Origin of the sequence: Flavobacterium sp. ov086 (assembly GCF_900187965.1) — a bacterium.
Lineage (GTDB): Bacteria > Bacteroidota > Bacteroidia > Flavobacteriales > Flavobacteriaceae > Flavobacterium.
Genome location: NZ_FZNL01000001.1, coordinates 285,873 through 305,054, shown reverse-complemented (window position 1 = coordinate 305,054; position 19,182 = coordinate 285,873). Strand labels below are relative to the sequence as shown.

20 protein-coding genes are annotated in these 19,182 nt (G+C 34.2%); 2 read left to right on the top strand and 18 right to left on the bottom strand.

Going from position 1 to position 19,182, the window contains the following annotated elements; all coding sequences use genetic code 11:
* Positions 1–6: 6 nt before the first annotated feature.
* The 13 genes from nuoK to aspS all read right to left on the bottom strand — a co-directional run bounded on the left by nuoK (position 7) and on the right by aspS (position 11,263).
* A complete protein-coding gene (gene nuoK, locus CHB81_RS01330) occupies positions 7–327 on the bottom strand; it encodes an NADH-quinone oxidoreductase subunit NuoK (protein WP_017494599.1) in 321 nt (106 codons plus the stop codon).
* Positions 327–866 (bottom strand): NADH-quinone oxidoreductase subunit J, encoded by a 540-nt coding sequence (locus CHB81_RS01325; protein ID WP_089350082.1) that lies wholly within the window; start codon positions 864–866, stop codon positions 327–329. Before CHB81_RS01325 ends, nuoK begins: the two co-directional genes overlap by 1 nt.
* Entirely contained in the window at positions 867–1,412 is a 546-nt protein-coding gene (locus tag CHB81_RS01320; protein ID WP_089350081.1) for an NADH-quinone oxidoreductase subunit I, read from the bottom strand. It lies immediately after the preceding gene.
* Between the two features lie 159 nt (positions 1,413–1,571).
* Complete coding sequence (gene nuoH / locus CHB81_RS01315) at positions 1,572–2,627, bottom strand: NADH-quinone oxidoreductase subunit NuoH (RefSeq protein WP_089350080.1); 1,056 nt, start codon at positions 2,625–2,627, stop codon at positions 1,572–1,574.
* Between the two features lie 2 nt (positions 2,628–2,629).
* Positions 2,630–3,661: a 2Fe-2S iron-sulfur cluster-binding protein gene (locus CHB81_RS01310; protein WP_089350079.1), complete on the bottom strand. Its 1,032-nt coding sequence runs from the start codon at positions 3,659–3,661 to the stop codon at positions 2,630–2,632.
* Positions 3,662–3,756: 95 nt separating this feature from the next.
* Positions 3,757–5,127 carry an NADH-quinone oxidoreductase subunit NuoF gene (gene nuoF, locus CHB81_RS01305; protein ID WP_089350078.1) on the bottom strand — a complete coding sequence of 457 codons (1,371 nt, stop codon included), beginning with the start codon at positions 5,125–5,127 and terminating at the stop codon, positions 3,757–3,759.
* Between the two features lies 1 nt (position 5,128).
* Positions 5,129–5,659 carry an NAD(P)H-dependent oxidoreductase subunit E gene (locus tag CHB81_RS01300; RefSeq protein WP_026982598.1) on the bottom strand — a complete coding sequence of 177 codons (531 nt, stop codon included), beginning with the start codon at positions 5,657–5,659 and terminating at the stop codon, positions 5,129–5,131.
* Between the two features lie 145 nt (positions 5,660–5,804).
* Positions 5,805–7,043 carry an NADH-quinone oxidoreductase subunit D gene (locus CHB81_RS01295; protein WP_089350077.1) on the bottom strand — a complete coding sequence of 413 codons (1,239 nt, stop codon included), beginning with the start codon at positions 7,041–7,043 and terminating at the stop codon, positions 5,805–5,807.
* A 25-nt stretch (positions 7,044–7,068) separates the two neighbouring features.
* Positions 7,069–7,590: an NADH-quinone oxidoreductase subunit C gene (locus tag CHB81_RS01290; RefSeq protein ID WP_089350076.1), complete on the bottom strand. Its 522-nt coding sequence runs from the start codon at positions 7,588–7,590 to the stop codon at positions 7,069–7,071.
* A gap of 1 nt (position 7,591) precedes the next feature.
* Positions 7,592–8,140 carry an NADH-quinone oxidoreductase subunit B gene (locus tag CHB81_RS01285; protein ID WP_041516812.1) on the bottom strand — a complete coding sequence of 183 codons (549 nt, stop codon included), beginning with the start codon at positions 8,138–8,140 and terminating at the stop codon, positions 7,592–7,594.
* Positions 8,141–8,318: 178 nt separating this feature from the next.
* Positions 8,319–8,684 carry an NADH-quinone oxidoreductase subunit A gene (locus tag CHB81_RS01280; RefSeq protein ID WP_041516758.1) on the bottom strand — a complete coding sequence of 122 codons (366 nt, stop codon included), beginning with the start codon at positions 8,682–8,684 and terminating at the stop codon, positions 8,319–8,321.
* A gap of 243 nt (positions 8,685–8,927) precedes the next feature.
* Entirely contained in the window at positions 8,928–9,122 is a 195-nt protein-coding gene (locus CHB81_RS01275) for a cold-shock protein (protein WP_007137066.1), read from the bottom strand.
* 389 nt (positions 9,123–9,511) lie between these two features.
* On the bottom strand, positions 9,512–11,263 hold the full coding sequence (gene aspS / locus CHB81_RS01270) for an aspartate--tRNA ligase (RefSeq protein ID WP_089350075.1): 1,752 nt from the start codon (positions 11,261–11,263) through the stop codon (positions 9,512–9,514).
* 159 nt (positions 11,264–11,422) lie between these two features.
* Between aspS and CHB81_RS01265 the strand changes: the two genes are divergently transcribed.
* Together CHB81_RS01265 and CHB81_RS01260 are read left to right on the top strand one after the other, a co-directional pair.
* Positions 11,423–12,415 carry a TlpA disulfide reductase family protein gene (locus CHB81_RS01265; protein ID WP_089350074.1) on the top strand — a complete coding sequence of 331 codons (993 nt, stop codon included), beginning with the start codon at positions 11,423–11,425 and terminating at the stop codon, positions 12,413–12,415.
* Between the two features lie 211 nt (positions 12,416–12,626).
* Positions 12,627–12,974: a toxin-antitoxin system YwqK family antitoxin gene (locus CHB81_RS01260; protein ID WP_089350073.1), complete on the top strand. Its 348-nt coding sequence runs from the start codon at positions 12,627–12,629 to the stop codon at positions 12,972–12,974.
* A 44-nt stretch (positions 12,975–13,018) separates the two neighbouring features.
* On the opposite strand, the gene CHB81_RS01255 is transcribed toward CHB81_RS01260, so the two are convergent.
* The 5 genes from CHB81_RS01255 to CHB81_RS01235 form a co-directional block, all read right to left on the bottom strand.
* Positions 13,019–14,134, bottom strand: a complete 1,116-nt coding sequence (locus CHB81_RS01255) for a PepSY domain-containing protein (protein WP_089350072.1) — start codon at positions 14,132–14,134, stop codon at positions 13,019–13,021.
* A 162-nt stretch (positions 14,135–14,296) separates the two neighbouring features.
* Complete coding sequence (locus CHB81_RS01250) at positions 14,297–15,862, bottom strand: PepSY domain-containing protein (RefSeq protein ID WP_089350071.1); 1,566 nt, start codon at positions 15,860–15,862, stop codon at positions 14,297–14,299.
* 2 nt (positions 15,863–15,864) lie between these two features.
* The gene (locus tag CHB81_RS01245) at positions 15,865–16,164 is read right to left on the bottom strand and encodes a hypothetical protein (protein WP_089350070.1); all 300 of its coding nucleotides are present in this window, start codon (positions 16,162–16,164) and stop codon (positions 15,865–15,867) included.
* A 15-nt stretch (positions 16,165–16,179) separates the two neighbouring features.
* On the bottom strand, positions 16,180–16,512 hold the full coding sequence (locus CHB81_RS01240) for a hypothetical protein (RefSeq protein ID WP_089350069.1): 333 nt from the start codon (positions 16,510–16,512) through the stop codon (positions 16,180–16,182).
* Positions 16,513–16,576: 64 nt separating this feature from the next.
* Complete coding sequence (locus CHB81_RS01235; protein WP_089350068.1) at positions 16,577–19,072, bottom strand: TonB-dependent receptor; 2,496 nt, start codon at positions 19,070–19,072, stop codon at positions 16,577–16,579.
* Between the last annotated feature and the right edge of the window lie 110 nt (positions 19,073–19,182).

Below are 19,182 nucleotides of genomic sequence, written 5' to 3'. Positions count from 1 at the left end.
TTCCATTTATCCTTTTAAATTTTTTAAATTATCGATACTAATCGAACCTAAATTTCTAAAGATCGAAACTAAAATAGCCAATCCAACTGCAACTTCTGCTGCAGCAACTGCCATCGAGAAGAATACAAAGACTTGTCCTTGTGCATCTTGATGATAAGTCGAAAAAGCAACAAATAAAAGGTTTACAGCATTCAACATGATTTCGATAGACATGAAAACGATAATAGCATTTCGTCTGTACAATACACCAAAAATACCAATACAGAAAAGTACAACACTTAAAAAGATGTAGTTTTCAATACCTATTTGATTTAATATATTACCCATTATTTATTTAATTTTTCTTTTTTAGACAATAATACAGTTCCAATCATGGCTACTAAAAGCAAGATCGAAGCAAATTCAAACGGAACCATATATTCGTTCAATAATATTTTACCCAAAACTTGAATAGATTGGAAATCTTCACCAGTCGAATCGTATTCACCAACAATTGGTTTAGAGTTGATAAAAATTGCAATCAATACAATACAAATCAAACAGAAAGAAACAATTGCGCCTAAACGTGTAATTCTAGGTCGGTGTACTTCTCGTTGTTCATTTAAATTCATTAACATGATTGTAAACAGGAATAGAATCATGATCGCTCCGGAGTAGACTATAATATGTACTACAGCCAAAAATTGAGCATTTAATAATAAATAGTGACCAGCAATCGAGAAAAAACAAATTACTAAATAAATAGCACTATGAATTGGATTTCTACTATAGATAGTCAGGAAAGCAGTGATTACCGTAATAAACGCTAAGAAACAAAATATAATTTGTACAGTTGTTGCGTGTGCAAAATCAGGAATATGTATCATTTAGTTAGCATTATTAAGTTGAGCGTTTTTCATTGCCACGTCAAGAGGCATCACTAATCTGTCTTTTCCAAAAATGAAATCTTCTCTTTCATAGCTAGAAGGAACCAAAACTTTTGAAGTCGTCAAATAAATTGCATCTTTCGGGCAAGCTTCTTCACATAAACCACAGAAAATACAACGTAACATATTGATTTCATATATCGAAGCGTATTTTTCTTCTCTATATAAATGTTTTTCATCTGTTTTACGTTCTGCAGCTTTCATCGTGATTGCTTCAGCAGGACATGATAAAGCACATAATCCGCAAGCAGTACAGTTTTCACGACCTTGCTCATCGCGTTTCAACTGATGTTGACCACGATAAACCGGACTCATTTCACGTACTTGCTCAGGATAGTGAATCGTCACTTTTTTTCTGAATAAGTGTTTAAGAGTGATAAGCAATCCTTTCACAATCGCCACAAGATACAATCGTTCCCAAAAAGTCATCTCTTTGTTAGAGACCATCTTTTTTCTACCCGATAATGATATAGTTTCTATTGACATTTTTTAATGTATGATTTACGATTCACAATTTGACGGTAAAATCAAATCCAAAATCTATTTTATTTTTTATTTGTAGCTAATCCCGCTATCCGCTATATCTTTTATCCGCCGTGGCGGACAAAAGGATGTCGCTTCTATCAGGGCTAGGTGTTACGGTTCTTAGAATCCTAAAGCTGCTGCGATATCATGTCTTAAAATAACAGCTCCGGTAATCATGATATTAATAATCGAAAGCGGAATTAAAATTCTCCAGCCTAAATTCATTAATTGGTCATATCTAAATCTTGGAATTGTCCAACGTACCCACATATAGAAAAATATGAAGAAACATAATTTTGCAAACAATGCTGCAATTCCTAATAGATTAGCAATATTTACTCCTGCATGTTCTATCATCCAACTCATTCCAGGATAGTTATATCCTCCAAAGAATAAAACAGAAATAATAGTAGCCGAGATAAACATACTTGCATATTCAGCAAATAAATAGAATCCCATTTTCATGGATGAATATTCTGTATGATAACCTCCAATTAATTCATTTTCACATTCTGCAAGGTCAAATGGAGTTCTGTTAGTTTCTGCAAACGAACAAATTAGAAAAATCAAGAATGATAAAGGCTGATAAAATACGTTCCAATTCATTTCTTCTTGTTGTAGAGATATTTCTCTTAAGCTTAAAGTTCCGGTCATCATCAATAAAGCAATCATTGATAATCCCATGGCAACTTCATAAGAAACCATTTGAGAAGCAGCGCGAATGGCCCCCATCAATGAGAATTTATTGTTAGATGCCCATCCACCAATCATGATGCCATAAACTCCTACTGAAAGTATACCAAAAATGTATAGGATACCGATATTAATATCAGTTGCCTGTAAAAGAACATCTCTTCCAAAAATATGCAATTTATCTCCCCAGGGAATTACTGCGCTTGTCATCAATGCTGTACTCATGGCAATTGCCGGTCCTACAACAAATAAGAATTTGTTAGGTGTATTTGGGAAAAACTCTTCTTTTGAGAATAATTTCATACCATCAGCAAGAGGTTGTAATAATCCTCCCCATCCAGCACGGTTAGGTCCTACACGATCCTGAAGATAAGCCGCAACTTTACGTTCAGCCCAAGTAGAGTACATTGCCATAATCATTGTTATAGCGAAAACCACAACAATCACAACACTTTTTTCTATAATAAATGTACCATCTACCATCGTTATGAATTTTTGTTGTTAGTGTTTAATGGAATTTCTGCCATACTAATTTTTTTACGGTCGATATCTCTACCCATAAGGATTGTTTTTTCAGTATCGATTTCTACCTTCTCTAATTTCTGAGTGTAGTTATTTTGATTGATAACAGAATCTTTTTCAAATTCTCTTGGTCCTTCGATAACCCAGTCAGTTACATTTTTGTGTTCAAAACGGCAAGAATTACAGATGAATTCTTCTACTTCATGGTACTCATCTTTACGACCAGTTACACGTTGAATCTCTCCTCCAAACATCCAAACCGTAGTTTTCCCACAACATCCGGGAGTTGTACACTCTCTGTGTGCGTTATAAGGTTTGTTGAACCAAACTCTAGATTTGAAACGGAAAGTTTTATCAGTCAATGCTCCAACAGGACAAACATCAATCATGTTTCCTGAGAATTCATTGTCAATAGCTTTTGAGATTCCAGTTGAAATATTGGCGTGATCTCCACGGTCTAATACTCCGTGAACTCTATTGTCTGTCAATTGATCTGCTACTTGTACACATCTTTGACATAAAATACAACGGTTCATATGTAGTTGAATATTTGGACCAATATCTTCTGGTTCAAATGTTCTTTTTTCTTCAATAAAACGGGATTTTGGATTTCCGTGCTCAAAACTTAAGTTTTGAAGATCACATTCTCCTGCCTGATCACAAATAGGGCAATCTAACGGGTGATTGATCAATAAAAATTCTGTTACAGATTTACGAGCTTCTGTTACACGATCAGAAGATTTACTGTTTACTTCCATCCCATCCATACATCCTGTTACACAAGATGCCATCAGTTTTGGCATTGGTCTAGGGTCAGCTTCGCTTCCTTTAGAAACTTCAACTAAACAACAACGACATTTACCGCCGCTGCCTTTTAATTTTGAGTAATAGCACATGGCTGGCGGTACCAAATCTCCACCAATCATACGTGCAGCCTGCAGGATCGTTGTTCCTGGCTCTACGTCTATACTTTGACCGTCTATGGTTACTTTCATCTCTTATTGATTTGAATGTTGAAAGTCGGAATATTGAAAAGAATTGCTGTCCTTTTTGATATTATTAACTTTATAACTTTCTGCTTTATATTTCTTTATACGATTACTTTACCGCCTACTAAATGTTTCACTTGCGAGAAAGGTTCAGCAACAAAGTGATCTCTGTTTTTTATTTTTTCAGGGAAACGAACGTGATATTCGAACTCATCTCTAAAATGACGAATCGCTGCTGCTACTGGCCAAGAAGCTGCGTCACCAAGTGGGCAAATTGTGTTACCCTCGATTTTGCTTTGAATACTCCATAACAATTCGATATCCTCTTCACGGCCCTGACCGTTTTCGATTCTCCACAATATTTTTTCTAACCATCCTGTTCCTTCGCGGCAAGGTGTACATTGTCCGCAAGATTCGTGGTGGTAAAAACGTGCAAAATTCCAAGTGTTTCTTACCACACAAGCAGTGTCATTATAAACGATAAATCCTCCTGAACCTAACATCGATCCGGTAGCAAAACCACCATCACTTAAAGATTCGTAAGTCATTAAACGATCTTCACCATTTGCAGTTTTGAAAATTAATTCAGCAGGTAAAATTGGCACTGAAGATCCTCCTGGAACAAACGCTTTTAAAGGTCTGCTAGAAGACATTCCGCCTAAGTATTCGTCAGAATTCATGAATTCGTCAACACTTAAACCTAATTCAATTTCATAAACTCCAGGGTTTTTAATATGTCCTGAAGCAGAAATTAATTTAGTTCCTGTTGAACGACCAATTCCGATTTTAGCATAATCATCACCAGAGTTATTGATGATCCAAGGCACAGTTGCAATAGTTTCAACATTGTTTACCACTGTTGGATTTGCCCAAAGTCCTGAAACCGCTGGGAAAGGTGGTTTAATACGAGGGTTTCCTCTTTTACCTTCCAGTGATTCAATAAGTGCAGTTTCTTCACCACAAATATAAGCTCCGGCTCCACAGTGAACATAAAGTTCTAAATCGTAACCTGTCCCTAATATATTTTTTCCTAACCAACCGGCAGCTTTAGCTTCGGCGATTGCTCTTTCTAAAATTTTGTAAACCCACATATATTCTCCACGAATGTAGATATATGATAAGTTAGCGCCCAAAGCAAAACTTGAAGTAATCATTCCTTCGATCAATAAGTGAGGAATAAATTCCATCAAGTAACGATCTTTAAATGTACCTGGTTCAGATTCATCGGCGTTGCAAACTAAGTGTCTTGGTTTGCCTGATTTTTTGTCAATAAAACTCCATTTCATTCCGGCAGGGAAACCTGCACCACCACGACCACGAAGTCCTGATTTTTTTACTTCTTCAACAACTTCGTCTGGCGTAAGTGTTTTCAAAGCTTTTTCTACAGAAGCATAACCACCATTTTGACGATATACTTCGTAGGTTTTAATACCTGGAACATTGATTTTATCTAATAATATTTTCTGTGACATATTATTTATCGTGTAATATTATTTTATCATCTCTACAATCAGCAATTAACTGATCGATTTTTTCTTCTGTCAATTTTTCTTTGTAGAAATCTCCCAACTGCATCATCGGAGCATATCCGCAAGCACCTAAACATTCTACACCGGCAATAGTAAACATTCCGTCTGGAGTTGTTTCGCCCATTTTAATGCCTAATTTTTCAGAAGTATAATCCATTAAATTTTCAGCACCATTTAAACAACAACAAGAAGTCTGGCAGAATTCGAACATGTATTTTCCAATTGGTTTTTGGTTGTACATGGTATAAAAAGTGACCACTTCGTAAACCTCAATTGGTTTGATGTGCAAAATTTCAGCAACTTTATCCTGCAACTCAGTGCTTAACCAGTTATCATGCGCGTCCTGCACTTCATGCAAAACAGGCAACAAAGCCGATTTTCTTTTGTCTTCTGGATAATGACTGATTAATTCATTGATGCGAGTCATCAATGCTTCAGTCATGTTTATTTCTTGTTTGTAATGTTTTCTTTCCATTCTTATTTTGGATTTAGATTTTAGATTTTAGATTTTTCAATCTGTATCTATAACCTGCATTCTGCAATCTTTTATAATTTTAGATTTCTGACTTAAGATTTTGGACTTTTCAATCTGCAATCTAAGTTCTAAAATTTGCAATCTTTTACGCGTCTAATTCTCCAGCAATAACATTTAAACTTGACAGAATAACAATTGCATCAGACAATAATGAACCTTTAATCATTTCAGGATATGCCTGATAATAAATGAAACAAGGTCTTCTGAAATGTAATCTGTATGGAGTTCTGCTTCCGTCTGTAACTAAATAAAATCCTAGTTCACCATTTCCTCCTTCAACTGCGTGGTAAATTTCTGCAACTGGTACAGGAACTTCTCCCATTACGATTTTAAAGTGATAAATTAAAGATTCCATAGAAGTATAAACATCTTCTTTTGGAGGAAGGTAGTAATCAGGAACTTCAGCATGGTATTCGTTTCCGGCCGGCATTTTAGCCAAAGCCTGACGAATAATGCTTAAACTTTCCCAAACTTCAGCATTACGAACACAGAAACGATCGTATGTATCACCTGATTTTCCAACAGGAACTACAAAATCGAAATCTTCGTAAGAGGAGTAAGGTTGTGCAACACGAACGTCGTAATCAACTCCGGCAGCGCGTAAGTTTGGACCTGTAAATCCGTAAGCCATTGCTTGCTCTGCTGAGATTGCACCTACGTCTACGGTTCTATCCAGGAAAATTCTGTTTCTTTCAAATAAGTTTACAAATTCTTGCCAAGCGACAGGAAAATCTTGTAAAAATACATCTAATTTGCGGAATGCCTCTGGTGACCAATCTCTTTCGAAACCACCAATTCTTCCCATATTTGTTGTTAAACGAGCTCCGCAAATTTCTTCGTAGATCTCGTAAACTTTTTCTCTAAATTGAAAAACGTATAAGAAACCAGTATATGCACCAGTATCTACACCAAGAATCGAGTTACAGATTAAGTGGTCTGTAATACGAGCCAACTCCATTACAATTACTCTTAAATACTGCGCTCTTTTAGGAACTTCAATATTTAACAATTTTTCTAAAGTCATCCACCATCCCATATTATTAATAGGAGAGGAGCAATAGTTCATACGGTCAGTAAGAGGTGTAATTTGGTAAAAAGGACGATTCTCAGCGATTTTTTCGAAAGCTCTGTGGATGTAACCGATAGTTGGTTCAGCTTCAAGAATTCTTTCGCCATCCATCAACAGGATATTTTGAAAAATACCGTGAGTCGCCGGGTGCGTAGGACCTAAATTTAGTACTGAAAGCTCGCTTCCGTCTGCGTTTAGTTTCTCCTTAATTATTTTAGCATATCGATGCTCTGGTGGTAATAATAGTTCTGACATTTTATAATGTTGAATTATTTATTTTTTAGCAATTTGTTGTTGTTCTTCCAAAGAATCTGTCGTCTTTATCTGTTCTTCCGCTGTCTTCCATTGGGAATTCTTTTCGCATTGGGAAAGATATCATTTCGTCCATATTCAAAATACGTTTCAATTGCGGATGTCCAATAAAGTTAATCCCGAAGAAATCGTATGTTTCTCTTTCCATCCAGTTTGAACTTAAGAAAATGTTTGAAATGGTTTTGATCTCTGGTTTTTCACCGTTTAAGAATACTTTGATTCTAATACGTTTGTTTTCGTACCAGTTATGTAAATGGTATACGATTGCAAACTGACGTTCTGTTTCGTTGTCCGGATAATGAACACCGCATAAATCGGTTAAAAAGTGGAAACGTAAATCAGAATCGTTTTTCAAAAAAAGAATCAGGGCTGTGATTTTATCAGCTGAAGTTTCTAGTGAAAAAATATCTCTTTCTTGTTGAAAGTTAAAAACACTTGTATCAAATGTTTCTGTAAGTTTATCTTGAATCAGGGTATTTTCTAAAGCCATCTTATGAAATATTATATGAAGCTAGTAATTCTTGGTATTCTGGTGAGCTTCTGCGTCTAACAGATTCGCTTTTTACCAATTCTTGAAGTTTCATTACTCCATCAACAATTTGCTCTGGTCTTGGTGGACATCCAGGAACGTAAACGTCAACCGGTATTACTTTGTCAATTCCTTGTAAAACTGAATAAGTATCGAAGATTCCACCTGATGAAGCACAGGCTCCAACTGCAATTACCCAGCGAGGTTCAGACATTTGTTCGTAAACTTGTCTTAAAATAGGTGCCATTTTTTTAGAAATAGTTCCCATTACCAGCAACATATCTGCCTGACGAGGAGAGAAACTCACACGCTCAGAACCAAATCGTGCTAAATCGTAATGTGACGCCATTGTAGCCATGAATTCGATACCACAGCATGAAGTTGCAAAAGGTAATGGCCATAATGAATTGGCTCTTGCTAAACCTACAACATCATTTAGTTTTGTAGCGAAGAAACCTTCTCCTACAACTCCTTCTGGCGGCGCAACCATATTTACATTTGAATCGCTCATTTTATTTTAGATTTCTGATTTTAGATTTTAGATTTGGGAAATCGTAAAAGTTAAAATCAATTTTTTTAAATCAGTATATTAATTTGAAGAAATCAAATTTCAAATTGTGGTTTTATTTAAGCTCAGACATCTGCTAATTCTTAAATCTAAAAGCATCAATTTAAAATCTAAAATCGTGTTATTCCCAGTCTAATGCTTTTTTCTTGATGATGTAGAAAAAGCCAACTAATAGAAGTGACATAAATACGATCATCTTTAGCATTCCTTCAATTCCTAATTCTTTGAAGTTTACTGCCCATGGATAAAGGAAAATTACCTCTACATCAAACAATACAAACAAAATAGCAACCAGGAAATATTTTACTGAAAAAGGGATACGTGCGTTACCAACAGATTCGATACCACACTCAAAGTTTTTATCTTTTACTTCAGAACTTCTTTTTGGTCCTAATTTTCCAGAGATAATGATTGTTCCTACCACAAATCCAATAGCTAAAATTGCTTGCATTAAAATAGGAATGTAACTGTATTGATCAGATTGCATAAACTTAGGGTTTTTACTTAAAGAATAAGCCACAAAGATAACTTTCAACTCTGTAAATCACAAGCTAAAAAAGGATTTAAGTGTACGACAAAAGGGTTAATGTTTGTAATTTTTATTGATTATAAATAACAAGCTGCTTTTTTAAGTTTTTTTTAAGATTTAAGCAAAAAAAAACGTTTCGAAATTAATCGAAACGTTTTCAAAACCATTCAGAGGCAAAAAAAATAAATTGCTATATTTTTCTTAGATTACTGCTACTTTAGCAGCAACTTTCCCTTTTCTTCCTTCTTCTTCTTCATAGCTTACACGGTCTCCTTCGCGTAATTCTTCCGCGTTAATTCCTGAAGCGTGAACGAAGATATCTTTTCCTGTTTCTTCGTCTGTAATGAATCCATAACCTTTAGATTCATTGAAAAATTTTACTGTACCTGTACGCATTGTAATTGTAATAATAATTTATAATGAAGCAAATGTAATATATAAATTCATACAAAAGACAATAAGGTGTTAATTTTTTGTAAAAATTATTGATTCACAGTGTTTTCGCTATTTATATTGCATCAATTTTGATATGCAGATACTTTATTTGAGAATCATCAATTGTAAGAATAAAAAGTTAAAAAAGTAGCTTATAGTTTACAAAAATTTTGTATATTATGCCAAACCTGTTCTGTAAATCTGAGTTTATGTGAGAGAATACTTGTATTTGTTGGCTTCGCAATTTTTAGTTAGTATTTTTTTAACACTGAGCCCAGAAGAAAATGTATAAAAAAACGGCAACTAATAAGATTTAGCTGCCGTTTTTATATTTTTAAATTCATAAGAATTTATATCGCATCAAGTTTGATGTGTAGTTCTTTTAATTGTGAATCATCAATTTTTGCAGGTGCATCGATCATAACATCACGCCCTGAATTGTTTTTAGGGAATGCAATAAAATCTCTAATAGTTTCCTGACCTCCTAAAATAGCCACCAATCTGTCTAAACCAAAAGCTAGACCTCCGTGTGGCGGTGCTCCAAATTGGAAAGCATCCATTAAGAAACCAAATTGTGCTTTTGCTTCTTCTTCAGTGAAACCTAAATATTTAAACATTAATTGTTGAGTCGCTTTGTCGTGGATACGAATCGAACCTCCTCCAATTTCATTTCCGTTAAGAACCATATCATACGCATTAGCACGAACCTTTCCAGGATCAGTTTCTAACAGAGCCATGTCTTCCGGTTTTGGAGATGTAAACGGGTGGTGCATTGCATGGTAACGACCGCTTTCTTCGTCAAGTTCTAATAATGGGAAATCAACTACCCAAAGTGGTGCGAATTCCTCTGGTTTACGCAATCCTAAACGAGTTGCTAATTCCATACGAAGTGCCGAAAGTTGCGCACGTGTTTTATTTGCCGGTCCTGAAAGTACAAAAATCATATCGCCAGGTTTTGCTCCGGTAATTTTTGCCCATTGTCCTAAATCGTCCTGATCATAGAATTTATCTACAGATGATTTAAAAGTTCCGTCATCATTGCATTTTGCATACACCATTCCTGATGCTCCAACTTGCGGACGTTTTACCCAGTCAATTAATCCGTCAATTTCTTTACGGGTATAATTTCCTGCTCCCGGAACTGCAATACCAACTACTAACTCGGCAGTATTGAATACTGGGAAGTCTTTGTGTTGTGCAAATTCGTTTAATTCACCAAACTCCATTCCAAAACGAATGTCCGGTTTGTCGTTTCCGTATGTTTTCATTGCATAGTCGTAGGTAATTCTTAGGAATTTATCTACTTCGATACCTTTAATTTCTTTTAGTAAATGTCTTGTCAATCCTTCAAAAACATTCAAAATATCTTCTTGCTCCACAAATGCCATCTCGCAATCGATTTGTGTAAACTCAGGCTGACGGTCTGCACGCAAATCTTCGTCACGGAAACATTTTACGATCTGGAAATATTTATCCATTCCGCCCACCATCAATAATTGTTTGAAAGTTTGTGGTGATTGTGGCAATGCATAAAATTGTCCTTCGTTCATACGGCTTGGTACAACGAAATCTCTCGCCCCCTCAGGAGTCGATTTGATTAAGTAAGGAGTTTCAACTTCGCAAAAATCTAAATCAGATAAATATTTACGAACTTCCATTGCTACTTTATGACGGAACAACAAGCTGTTTTTTACAGGATTTCTTCTAATATCTAAATAGCGATATTTCATTCTGATATCTTCTCCACCATCAGTTTCATCTTCAATTGTAAATGGAGGTGTTAAAGCGGCATTTAGAATAGTTAATTCAGAAACTAAAATTTCGATTTCACCAGTTGGGATATTTTTGTTTTTAGCTTCACGCTCAATTACAGTTCCTTTTACCTGAATTACAAATTCTCTCCCAAGAGTTTTTGCCAATTCAAAGACAGTTTTATCACTACGACTTTCGTCGAAAATTAATTGTGTAATTCCGTAACGGTCGCGTAAATCAACCCAATTCATAAATCCTTTATCGCGTGATTTTTGAACCCAACCCGCTAGTGTAACTTCTGTATTAATGTTTGAGGCATTTAACTCGCCACAATTATGACTTCTATACATGATCAAAATTTTAGACTGCAAAAGTAAACAACAAAATCCAAATTAATATAGTAAAGTGATAACTTGATGCTCATTTAATTTGAAATATTTTGTTAATTCTTAAATTTTGCCGCCGTAATTTCTTTAGATTTGAATCACTAAAAACAAACTTTAATACTTATGAATAAAATTTTTGCAACTGGTCTGTTGATTTTTAGCGCTTTGAATGTTATTGGTCAAAGTAAAAGCCAAGTTAAATTTACTGCTAAAATTGAGAATAGAAATAGTGACACTTTAGTCATTAAGGGAAATGATAATTTTAAACAAGTTATTCCTATCAATAAAAAACAACTTTTTGTTGCTTCTTTTGATGCTCCAAAAGGTTTTTATGTGTTTTCTGATGGGACTGAATCTTCGAGATTATATTTAAAACCAAATTCTGAAGTAAATCTAACAATGAACGCCAAGGAATTTGACGAAACTATTGTTTATAAAGGTAAAGGTGTGGACGAAAGTAATTTTTTGGCACAACAAGCTTTAAGAAATGAAAAATTGGAAGAAGCTTTTTCTAAAGAACCGGCTGAATTTGCAGTAATATTAGAAGCTAAGAATAAAACAGATAAAGAAAGTTTAGAGAAAGGATCTTTTGATCCTGAATTTATAACTGCAATGAAAAGTAATTTTGAACGCTTTAATGAATTTGCTATTAGGAATTATGAAAGTGCAGCTAAAGCAAATAAATTTACAGGAAAACCTTCTCCTGATTTTGATTATGAAAATTTTAAAGGAGGAAAAACAAAACTTTCTGATCTAAAAGGAAAATATGTTTACATCGATCTTTGGGCAACCTGGTGTGCACCTTGTAGAGCTGAAATTCCGTATTTGCAAAAAATTGAAGAAAAATATCATGGAAAAAATATTGAGTTCGTAAGTATTTCAATTGATAAATTGAAAGACAATGAAAAATGGAAAAAATTTGTAACAGATAAAAGTTTAGGCGGAATTCAATTATTCGCTGATAAAGATTGGGAATCTGAGTTTGTAACGAGTTATGGTGTAACCGGAATTCCGAGATTTATTATTGTTGATCCAAAAGGAAATGTTTTAAGTGCAGATGCTGCAAGACCATCATCTCCAGAGCTTCAAACGCAATTAGATGCATTATTGAAGTAATTTATTTACCAAATTTATAACGTTATAGTAGAGTTTCGCTTTTGCGGAAATACCAGTAAAACCAATGCTTCGGCGTTGGTTTTTTTGTTTTTAGATTATCTCCAATGTTAAGTTTTTATCCAATGTTACCAAATTGTTAAGTAAAAGTTTGTTTAATGTAAACAATTAACTATATTTGATAATGATTTGATAACATTAAATACCTAAAGATATGAAAAAGTGTGTAATTTTAGTTGCAATATTGTTCTCTGGAATTCTAGTTGCACAAGAGGTAAAACCAGAATTAGAAGCTGTTGGAAACAAAGTAAAAGCTACTTACTATTATGAAAATGGTAATGTACAACAACAAGGTTTCTTTAAGGATGGTAAACTAGATGGCGTTTGGGTATCGTATGATGAAAAGGGAAATAAATTGGCAGTAGGAGAGTACACAGACGGAATGAAAACTGGAAAATGGATTTTCTTCAATGAAAAAAGTCTTTGCGAAGTTGCTTATGAAAACAGCCAAGTAAGTTCAGTAAAGAATTTACAAAAAAATGCTTTGGCAAACAGAAATTAATAAGATTTCGAAAACATAAAAAAACCGCTGACTAAGCGGTTTTTTTATGCTTTTATTTTTTTGCAGGATTTGTTTTTTCTTCCGTACCAAATTACAAAACCCGTTACTGGTAGTGCAGCAGCTATCAGACTAATGATAAAAGCGATTATTTTTCCGGGTAAATCCAAAATTTGACCTGTATGAATGCCATAATTCATTTCGACAACCTGTAAACCTAAACTCTTTTTATGATAGGGATCGCTCTGAATTAATTTTCCGTCACTTGGGTGAAAATAATAATTACTCTGATGATCGTATCTTAAAGTATGCGGGTATGCTCCTGTACCAATAATATCGCCTTTTTGCTGAGGAAAAGTGACAAAACACATTTCAGCTTTTGGCTGAAATTTCATGGTTTCGATAAAAGCGCGATCAACGGCAACAAGTGAATTACTATTAAATTTAGTGGTATCGATTACCGGAGTTTTTGTTTCGGCAGCTTTGTCTCCTCCAAAATTGAAAGTTTTATAAATTCCGTCGCCAACCCATTCATACGTAAAAGTTAAACCGGTTATGGCAATAATTGCCGCGATAATTGCAATGTAAAATCCGGATGTATTGTGCCAATCGTAATTTACACGACGCCATTTTGCCGACCATTTTACGGTAAAACTTCGCTTAAGATCACTTCGTCGTTTTGGCCACCATTGAATAATTCCAGAAATCAGTAATAGTATAAAGATGATTGTTGCACCGCCAATAATATGCTTGCCAATATAATCAGGCAAAAGCAAATACAAATGAATGTATTCGACAATGATAAAAAAGTCAGTTTTAGGATTTTCAGTTTTTAGATATTTTCCCGTATAAGGATTAAAATAGAGATATAGATTTTCAGTGTCAGAATACGTGTAGACAATTGCCGCTCTGTTTTTTCCATAATAAGAAACCATACTTGCTTTATTTTTTGGAGCAATTTCTTTGGCTCTTTCTTTTAAAACAGACGGTAAAATAAAGGATTTGTTTTCAGGTTCAACTAAGCGCCATTCTTTTCGGGTAATATCTTTTATTTCATCATGAAAACAGAATATACAACCCGTGATGCAGACTATAAAAACAATAAGCCCGGATATTAATCCGAGCCATTTATGAAGAAAACGTATTTGTGTTTTAAAACTCATGTTTTGATTAAAAACGTAAAAGTATACGCAAAATCAATAGAGGGCAAATTATTTAAGCTAATTTTTAAGAGACTGTTCAAAATGTAAAAAGAGTTAGCATCGAATTTCACAAATTTCTACAAATTTAATTCGTGCAGATTCGTGAAATTCGCGGCGGAAAATTTAGGCTTTTGTTTCCGCAATAATTTCTTTTTTAGGCTTTAGATGATATGCTGTATAAAGGGTTAATGAAGCCAGAACAATCCAGAAAACATCAATAAAGAAAATCTGAATTTTATTTTCCATAAACGAAGTCCAAAACCAATTTCCAGAAACAATTCCGTTTGTAATTGGAATTAAAAAGCCTAAAATACTTCCAGAAATTAAACAAAATTTATTCGTAAAAGCATCATTCTTTTTAATGATAAAAAAGATTGTAAGCACTAACCATCCTACAAAATAAACAAGATACAAATTGTCCTGAGTCAGTGGATAAAATATTTTGGTTACAATAAAAGCAAGTGCTGTAATAGGGTACATGCTCAAACAAATTGCCAAATAAATGCGAACAACCGCAGCATTGAATCGTCTTTTCTTTTCGGGTAAATTGTTCTTTTGTCTTGCAACTAACCAAATCATAACACCAGAAATGATAACAAAACAAGTGATGATTCCCAGAACAAAGCTTACTATTTTTAATGCATAACCGCCGTAATCTCCAAAATGAATTCTGTATAGAACATTTTTTACAACATCAATATAACCGTTTTGTGTAACAGGGTTTTTGCGTGCAATTTCTTTTCCGTCAGAAATACGATAGATTACTTTTCCAATTCCGGTAAATTTCTTTTCGCTTAATAATTCACCTTCAACTAAAACGTGCATATTGGCATCGCCGTAATTTTGAATAAAGACACGTGTAATTTCAAAATCAGACCAATTGCTTTTTGCTTTAGAAACAAGCTGATTTACATCAAAAGGAGCGGCTAATTTTTTGTATTCAAATTTATAATCGGGATCGTTGTATTCTAATTCTTTGTAAAGTTTGTCCTGATCGCCTTTGTATAATGCCATTACGGCTGGAGCTACTATTAAAAGTTTGATCATAAAAAATGCTCCGGTTACAGCATACACGAACTGAAACGGAAGTCCGATCATTCCTAATGCTGTGTGTGCATCTGTCCACAAGGTTTTTAGTTTTTCTTTTGGACGGAAAACATAAAAGTTTGAAACAATTTTTTTCCAATGTAATAAAACACCCGTTATTATTGCAAATAAGAAAAATAACGCAACAAATCCAGAAAGATAATACCCCACAGGATAAGGAATCTGTGCCAGAAAGTGAAGGCGATATAAAAATTCTCCCAAAGAATAGGATTCTTCGTAAGTATAAGATTTAAATTTTTTATTGTCTAAATAAAAGAAAGTTCCCTCTTTTTGTTTGGCTGGAGCCAAAGTATCTTTGGTTCCTTCCATATAAACTGCGACTCTATTTTCTACAGATGGCTTAGAAATTGTGATGTTTCTTCCGTGTAAAACGTATTCTTTATCCAGATTTTTTAACGCTTTGTTGTAGTCCAGCTGAATTTCTCTTGTAATAGCGGTAGATTCACTTCTTTCCCAATTGATGATTTCATCTCTAAAAAAAGAAAAAGATCCTGCAAAGAAAATTACAAACAGCACAACGCTTATAACAATACCACTAACGGTATGCGTGTGAAAATAGATATTGTAATGACGATTGTTCATATTTACGCAGCAGGATTATAAGTTTGACCAAGATAAATAAGAAGAGAAAAAAGTAAAGAAAGGAGAATATAAATACCCCAGATTTTCCATCCGCTTTTTGCCAGAAACGCGAGAACCATTAGTACAACCCACAGAATAAATCCGCTAAAAGCCATTGTTATTAGAACTGCAGGGCGGTTAAACCACGAAGCTAAAGCTAAATGAAAGGTAACAGAAACAAAGTAACCGCCTAAAATAGCAGCGGTAATTTTGGCAAAACGAGGCCAAAAAGCAGGGGTTAAATATTTTTGGTTTGCTGGCATTGGTTTAAATGTGGTTTAGTTGTAATAAAGTTCTAAAAGAACAGCCATAATTAAGATTGCTAAAAGCACTTTGCTGTTTACTTTTTTTAATGGAGCCAGAATGATAATTAAACTTCCTATTGTCATAAGCTGAATAAAAAACATTAAGGTGCCGCAACCAAAAGACTGAGTAAAAAGCCAAATAGTATAAGCGCCGGCTAAAAGAACTAATCCGGTGATTTTGGTTTGTTTTGGATTGTTCTTCATCCATTTTTCAAAACCTAAGTCATAGGATAAAACGGCTCTTTTTGAGGTGTAATACAAAGTATAAAAAGCTAAAAAAACGATAAGGCTTGCTATTGTTATCATAATTTAATAGAATTTAAAAAACACCTTTCTAAAATTAAAGAAAGGTGTTTGTATTTGTTTTTTATTAGAACTTATAAGACAGACTTGCTGCTACACTTCTCATGTTTCTAGGGTGAAGTGTTGACCAGCCATCGTAAGTGTCTACATTAGCAATATTGTCAAGTTTTAATGTCAGGATATATTTCTCTGTTCCGTAAAATACAGATGAGTTTAAAACAGTGTAAGATGGAATTGTGAATTGACCTGTAACCGTTCTGTTCATGATTTTGTTTTTGTCAGCATAATTCCCGCCAAAACCTAAACCAAAACCTTGTAAATCACCTTGAGTAAATTTATAACTTGCCCAAAAATTAGCTAAATTTTGCGGTCCGGCACTTTCTGGTCTATGGCCTACAAAATCTGGATCACCGGCAGTTAAACGAGAATCATTATAGCTGTATCCAAAAATAAGATTTAAACCATTAATTGGGTTCGAAACAATTTCGGCTTCAAAACCTTTATTTCTTTGTCCGCCATCCTGGTAAGATGTTTGATTTGGAACCGTTGGATTTCCACTGTCTGAATAAACAGTATAGACCTGATCTGTTACTTTTATATCATAGTAACTAAATGTAGCATATAATTTATCTCTGAATATATTCAGTTTAGTACCAAATTCAAGTTGATTAGCATGTTCCGGATTAAATGTTCTTGGAACCGGATTTCCGTTTACACGATCTGCTTTTGGTGCCGTATTTGTAAAACCATCCATATAGTTTGCAAATAAGGAAACCTTATCGATAATTGGCTGGTAAACAATACCAAATTTAGGAGAGAAAGCAGTTTGATTAAAATCGTCATCACTTATTGTAACATCACCACTATTTACAAAACGATCTACACGTAAACTAGCCATTGCTGACAAAGCAGGGGTAATGTTAAGTACATTTGAAACATAGGCACTGTATACTTCTTGTTTTGTTTTATTGTGGTTTGCGTTTTCGCCTGCTAAAAGTGCATCAACAGCTGCTTTTGATAATTTTCCGCTGTCACCATTAAGGATGTAGTCTTTTGGCGTGTGAATTTTAAATACACTATCGTTAACTGTTTTTAAATCATCGTTACCAATGTAAACATCACCGTTTGTAATATATCCTGTTCCGTTGTCATTTTGTGTTCTGCTAAAATAATCAACACCAACAACCATACGGTTTCTCATTTTACCAATTTTAAAGTCGCCAATAAAATTTTGCTGGATGTCTGTTGTTAGATCTGTTGCATTTTGATAGTTTAGAGAACGTCCTAAAACCACTCCTTTTGTGATTGCCGGATAAAATCTGGTACTCTCGTATAAATAAGTATAGTATCCTTCAGATTTTGATGAACCTCTTGAAACTACAGTTTGAGAAGTCCATTGGTCTGAAAGTTTATAATTCATTTGAGCCTGAAGGCTGTAAGAAGGAGTTTTTAATGTTAGTTCGTTGCTAGTGTAAGAACGTTTGTTGTCATATCCTAATTCTTTAATATTATGAACTCTTAATGGAGCACCTCTGTCAAAAAACAACATTGTTGGATTTGTTGCTTCACTGCTCATGAATTCTGTATTAATCAAGAATGATAATCTGTCGTTTACTTGATAAGATAAAGAAGGCGCTATAAAAAATGACTTTTTAAATCCGGCATCCTGAAAACTTTCTTCATTATGATAGGCTGCGTTTACTCTTAAATTTACTTTATGTTCTTCGTCAAGAGGAGTGTTTATGTCTGCAGTTACGCGGTTTAAACCATAGCTTCCGCCAGTGTAATTTATTTCTCCGCCAAAGTAATCGTAAGGTCTTTTTGTAGTAATATTAATTAATCCTCCATAAGATATTAAACTGCTTCCAAATAATGTTCCCGAAGGTCCTTTTATAACTTCGATTTTGTCAATGTTGGCGGGGTCTAAACTTCCGTTAGTTAATCCCGGTAAGCCGTTAATCATAGTAGGTTGTACTGCAAAACCTCTTAAAGAGAAATATCCTGCACCATCACCTGCACGTCCGGTAGAAGACCAAAGCTGTGTTATTCCCGGAGAGTTTTTAAGCGCATCATCGATGTTAGTAACTACTTGTTCTTTTAGTAACTCACTTGTAATAGTAGAATAAACTTGTGGGTTTTCAAGATTTTTAAGTGGTAATCTAGAAACTTGCTGCGTTTCTTTTCGGGCAAAAGAGTTTTTCTTTTTGGCACCATTTATTACAATTTCGTCTAATTGTTCAGAATTTGAACTAATTGTAAAATCTTCTATTATTTCATCACCAGCATTTAAGGAAATACTTTTTTCTTTAGAGGAATGCCCAACAGAAGAAACTTTAATTACATAGCTTCCAGGTTTAAGATTTTTAATTTCGTAAAAACCATTATTGTCTGTATTCGTTCCTATTTTAGTTCCTTTTAGAACTACAGAAACATTGTCTGCAGCCTGATTATTTGCTAAACTAATTTGTCCTTTAACGCTTGCTTTTTCCTGTGCAGAAATTGTTGTGCTTGCTAATAGAAATAAGCAAAAACTCAAAAAAGAAATTGTAAATTTATATTTCATCATTATTTAGAATTGATTTGAATAGTGCAAATTTAGCTGTTGAACAACAACGAAGCAAGCTATTTTTATTTATTCTAAATAAAATAATTTTTAAAGGGTAAAATTTACGT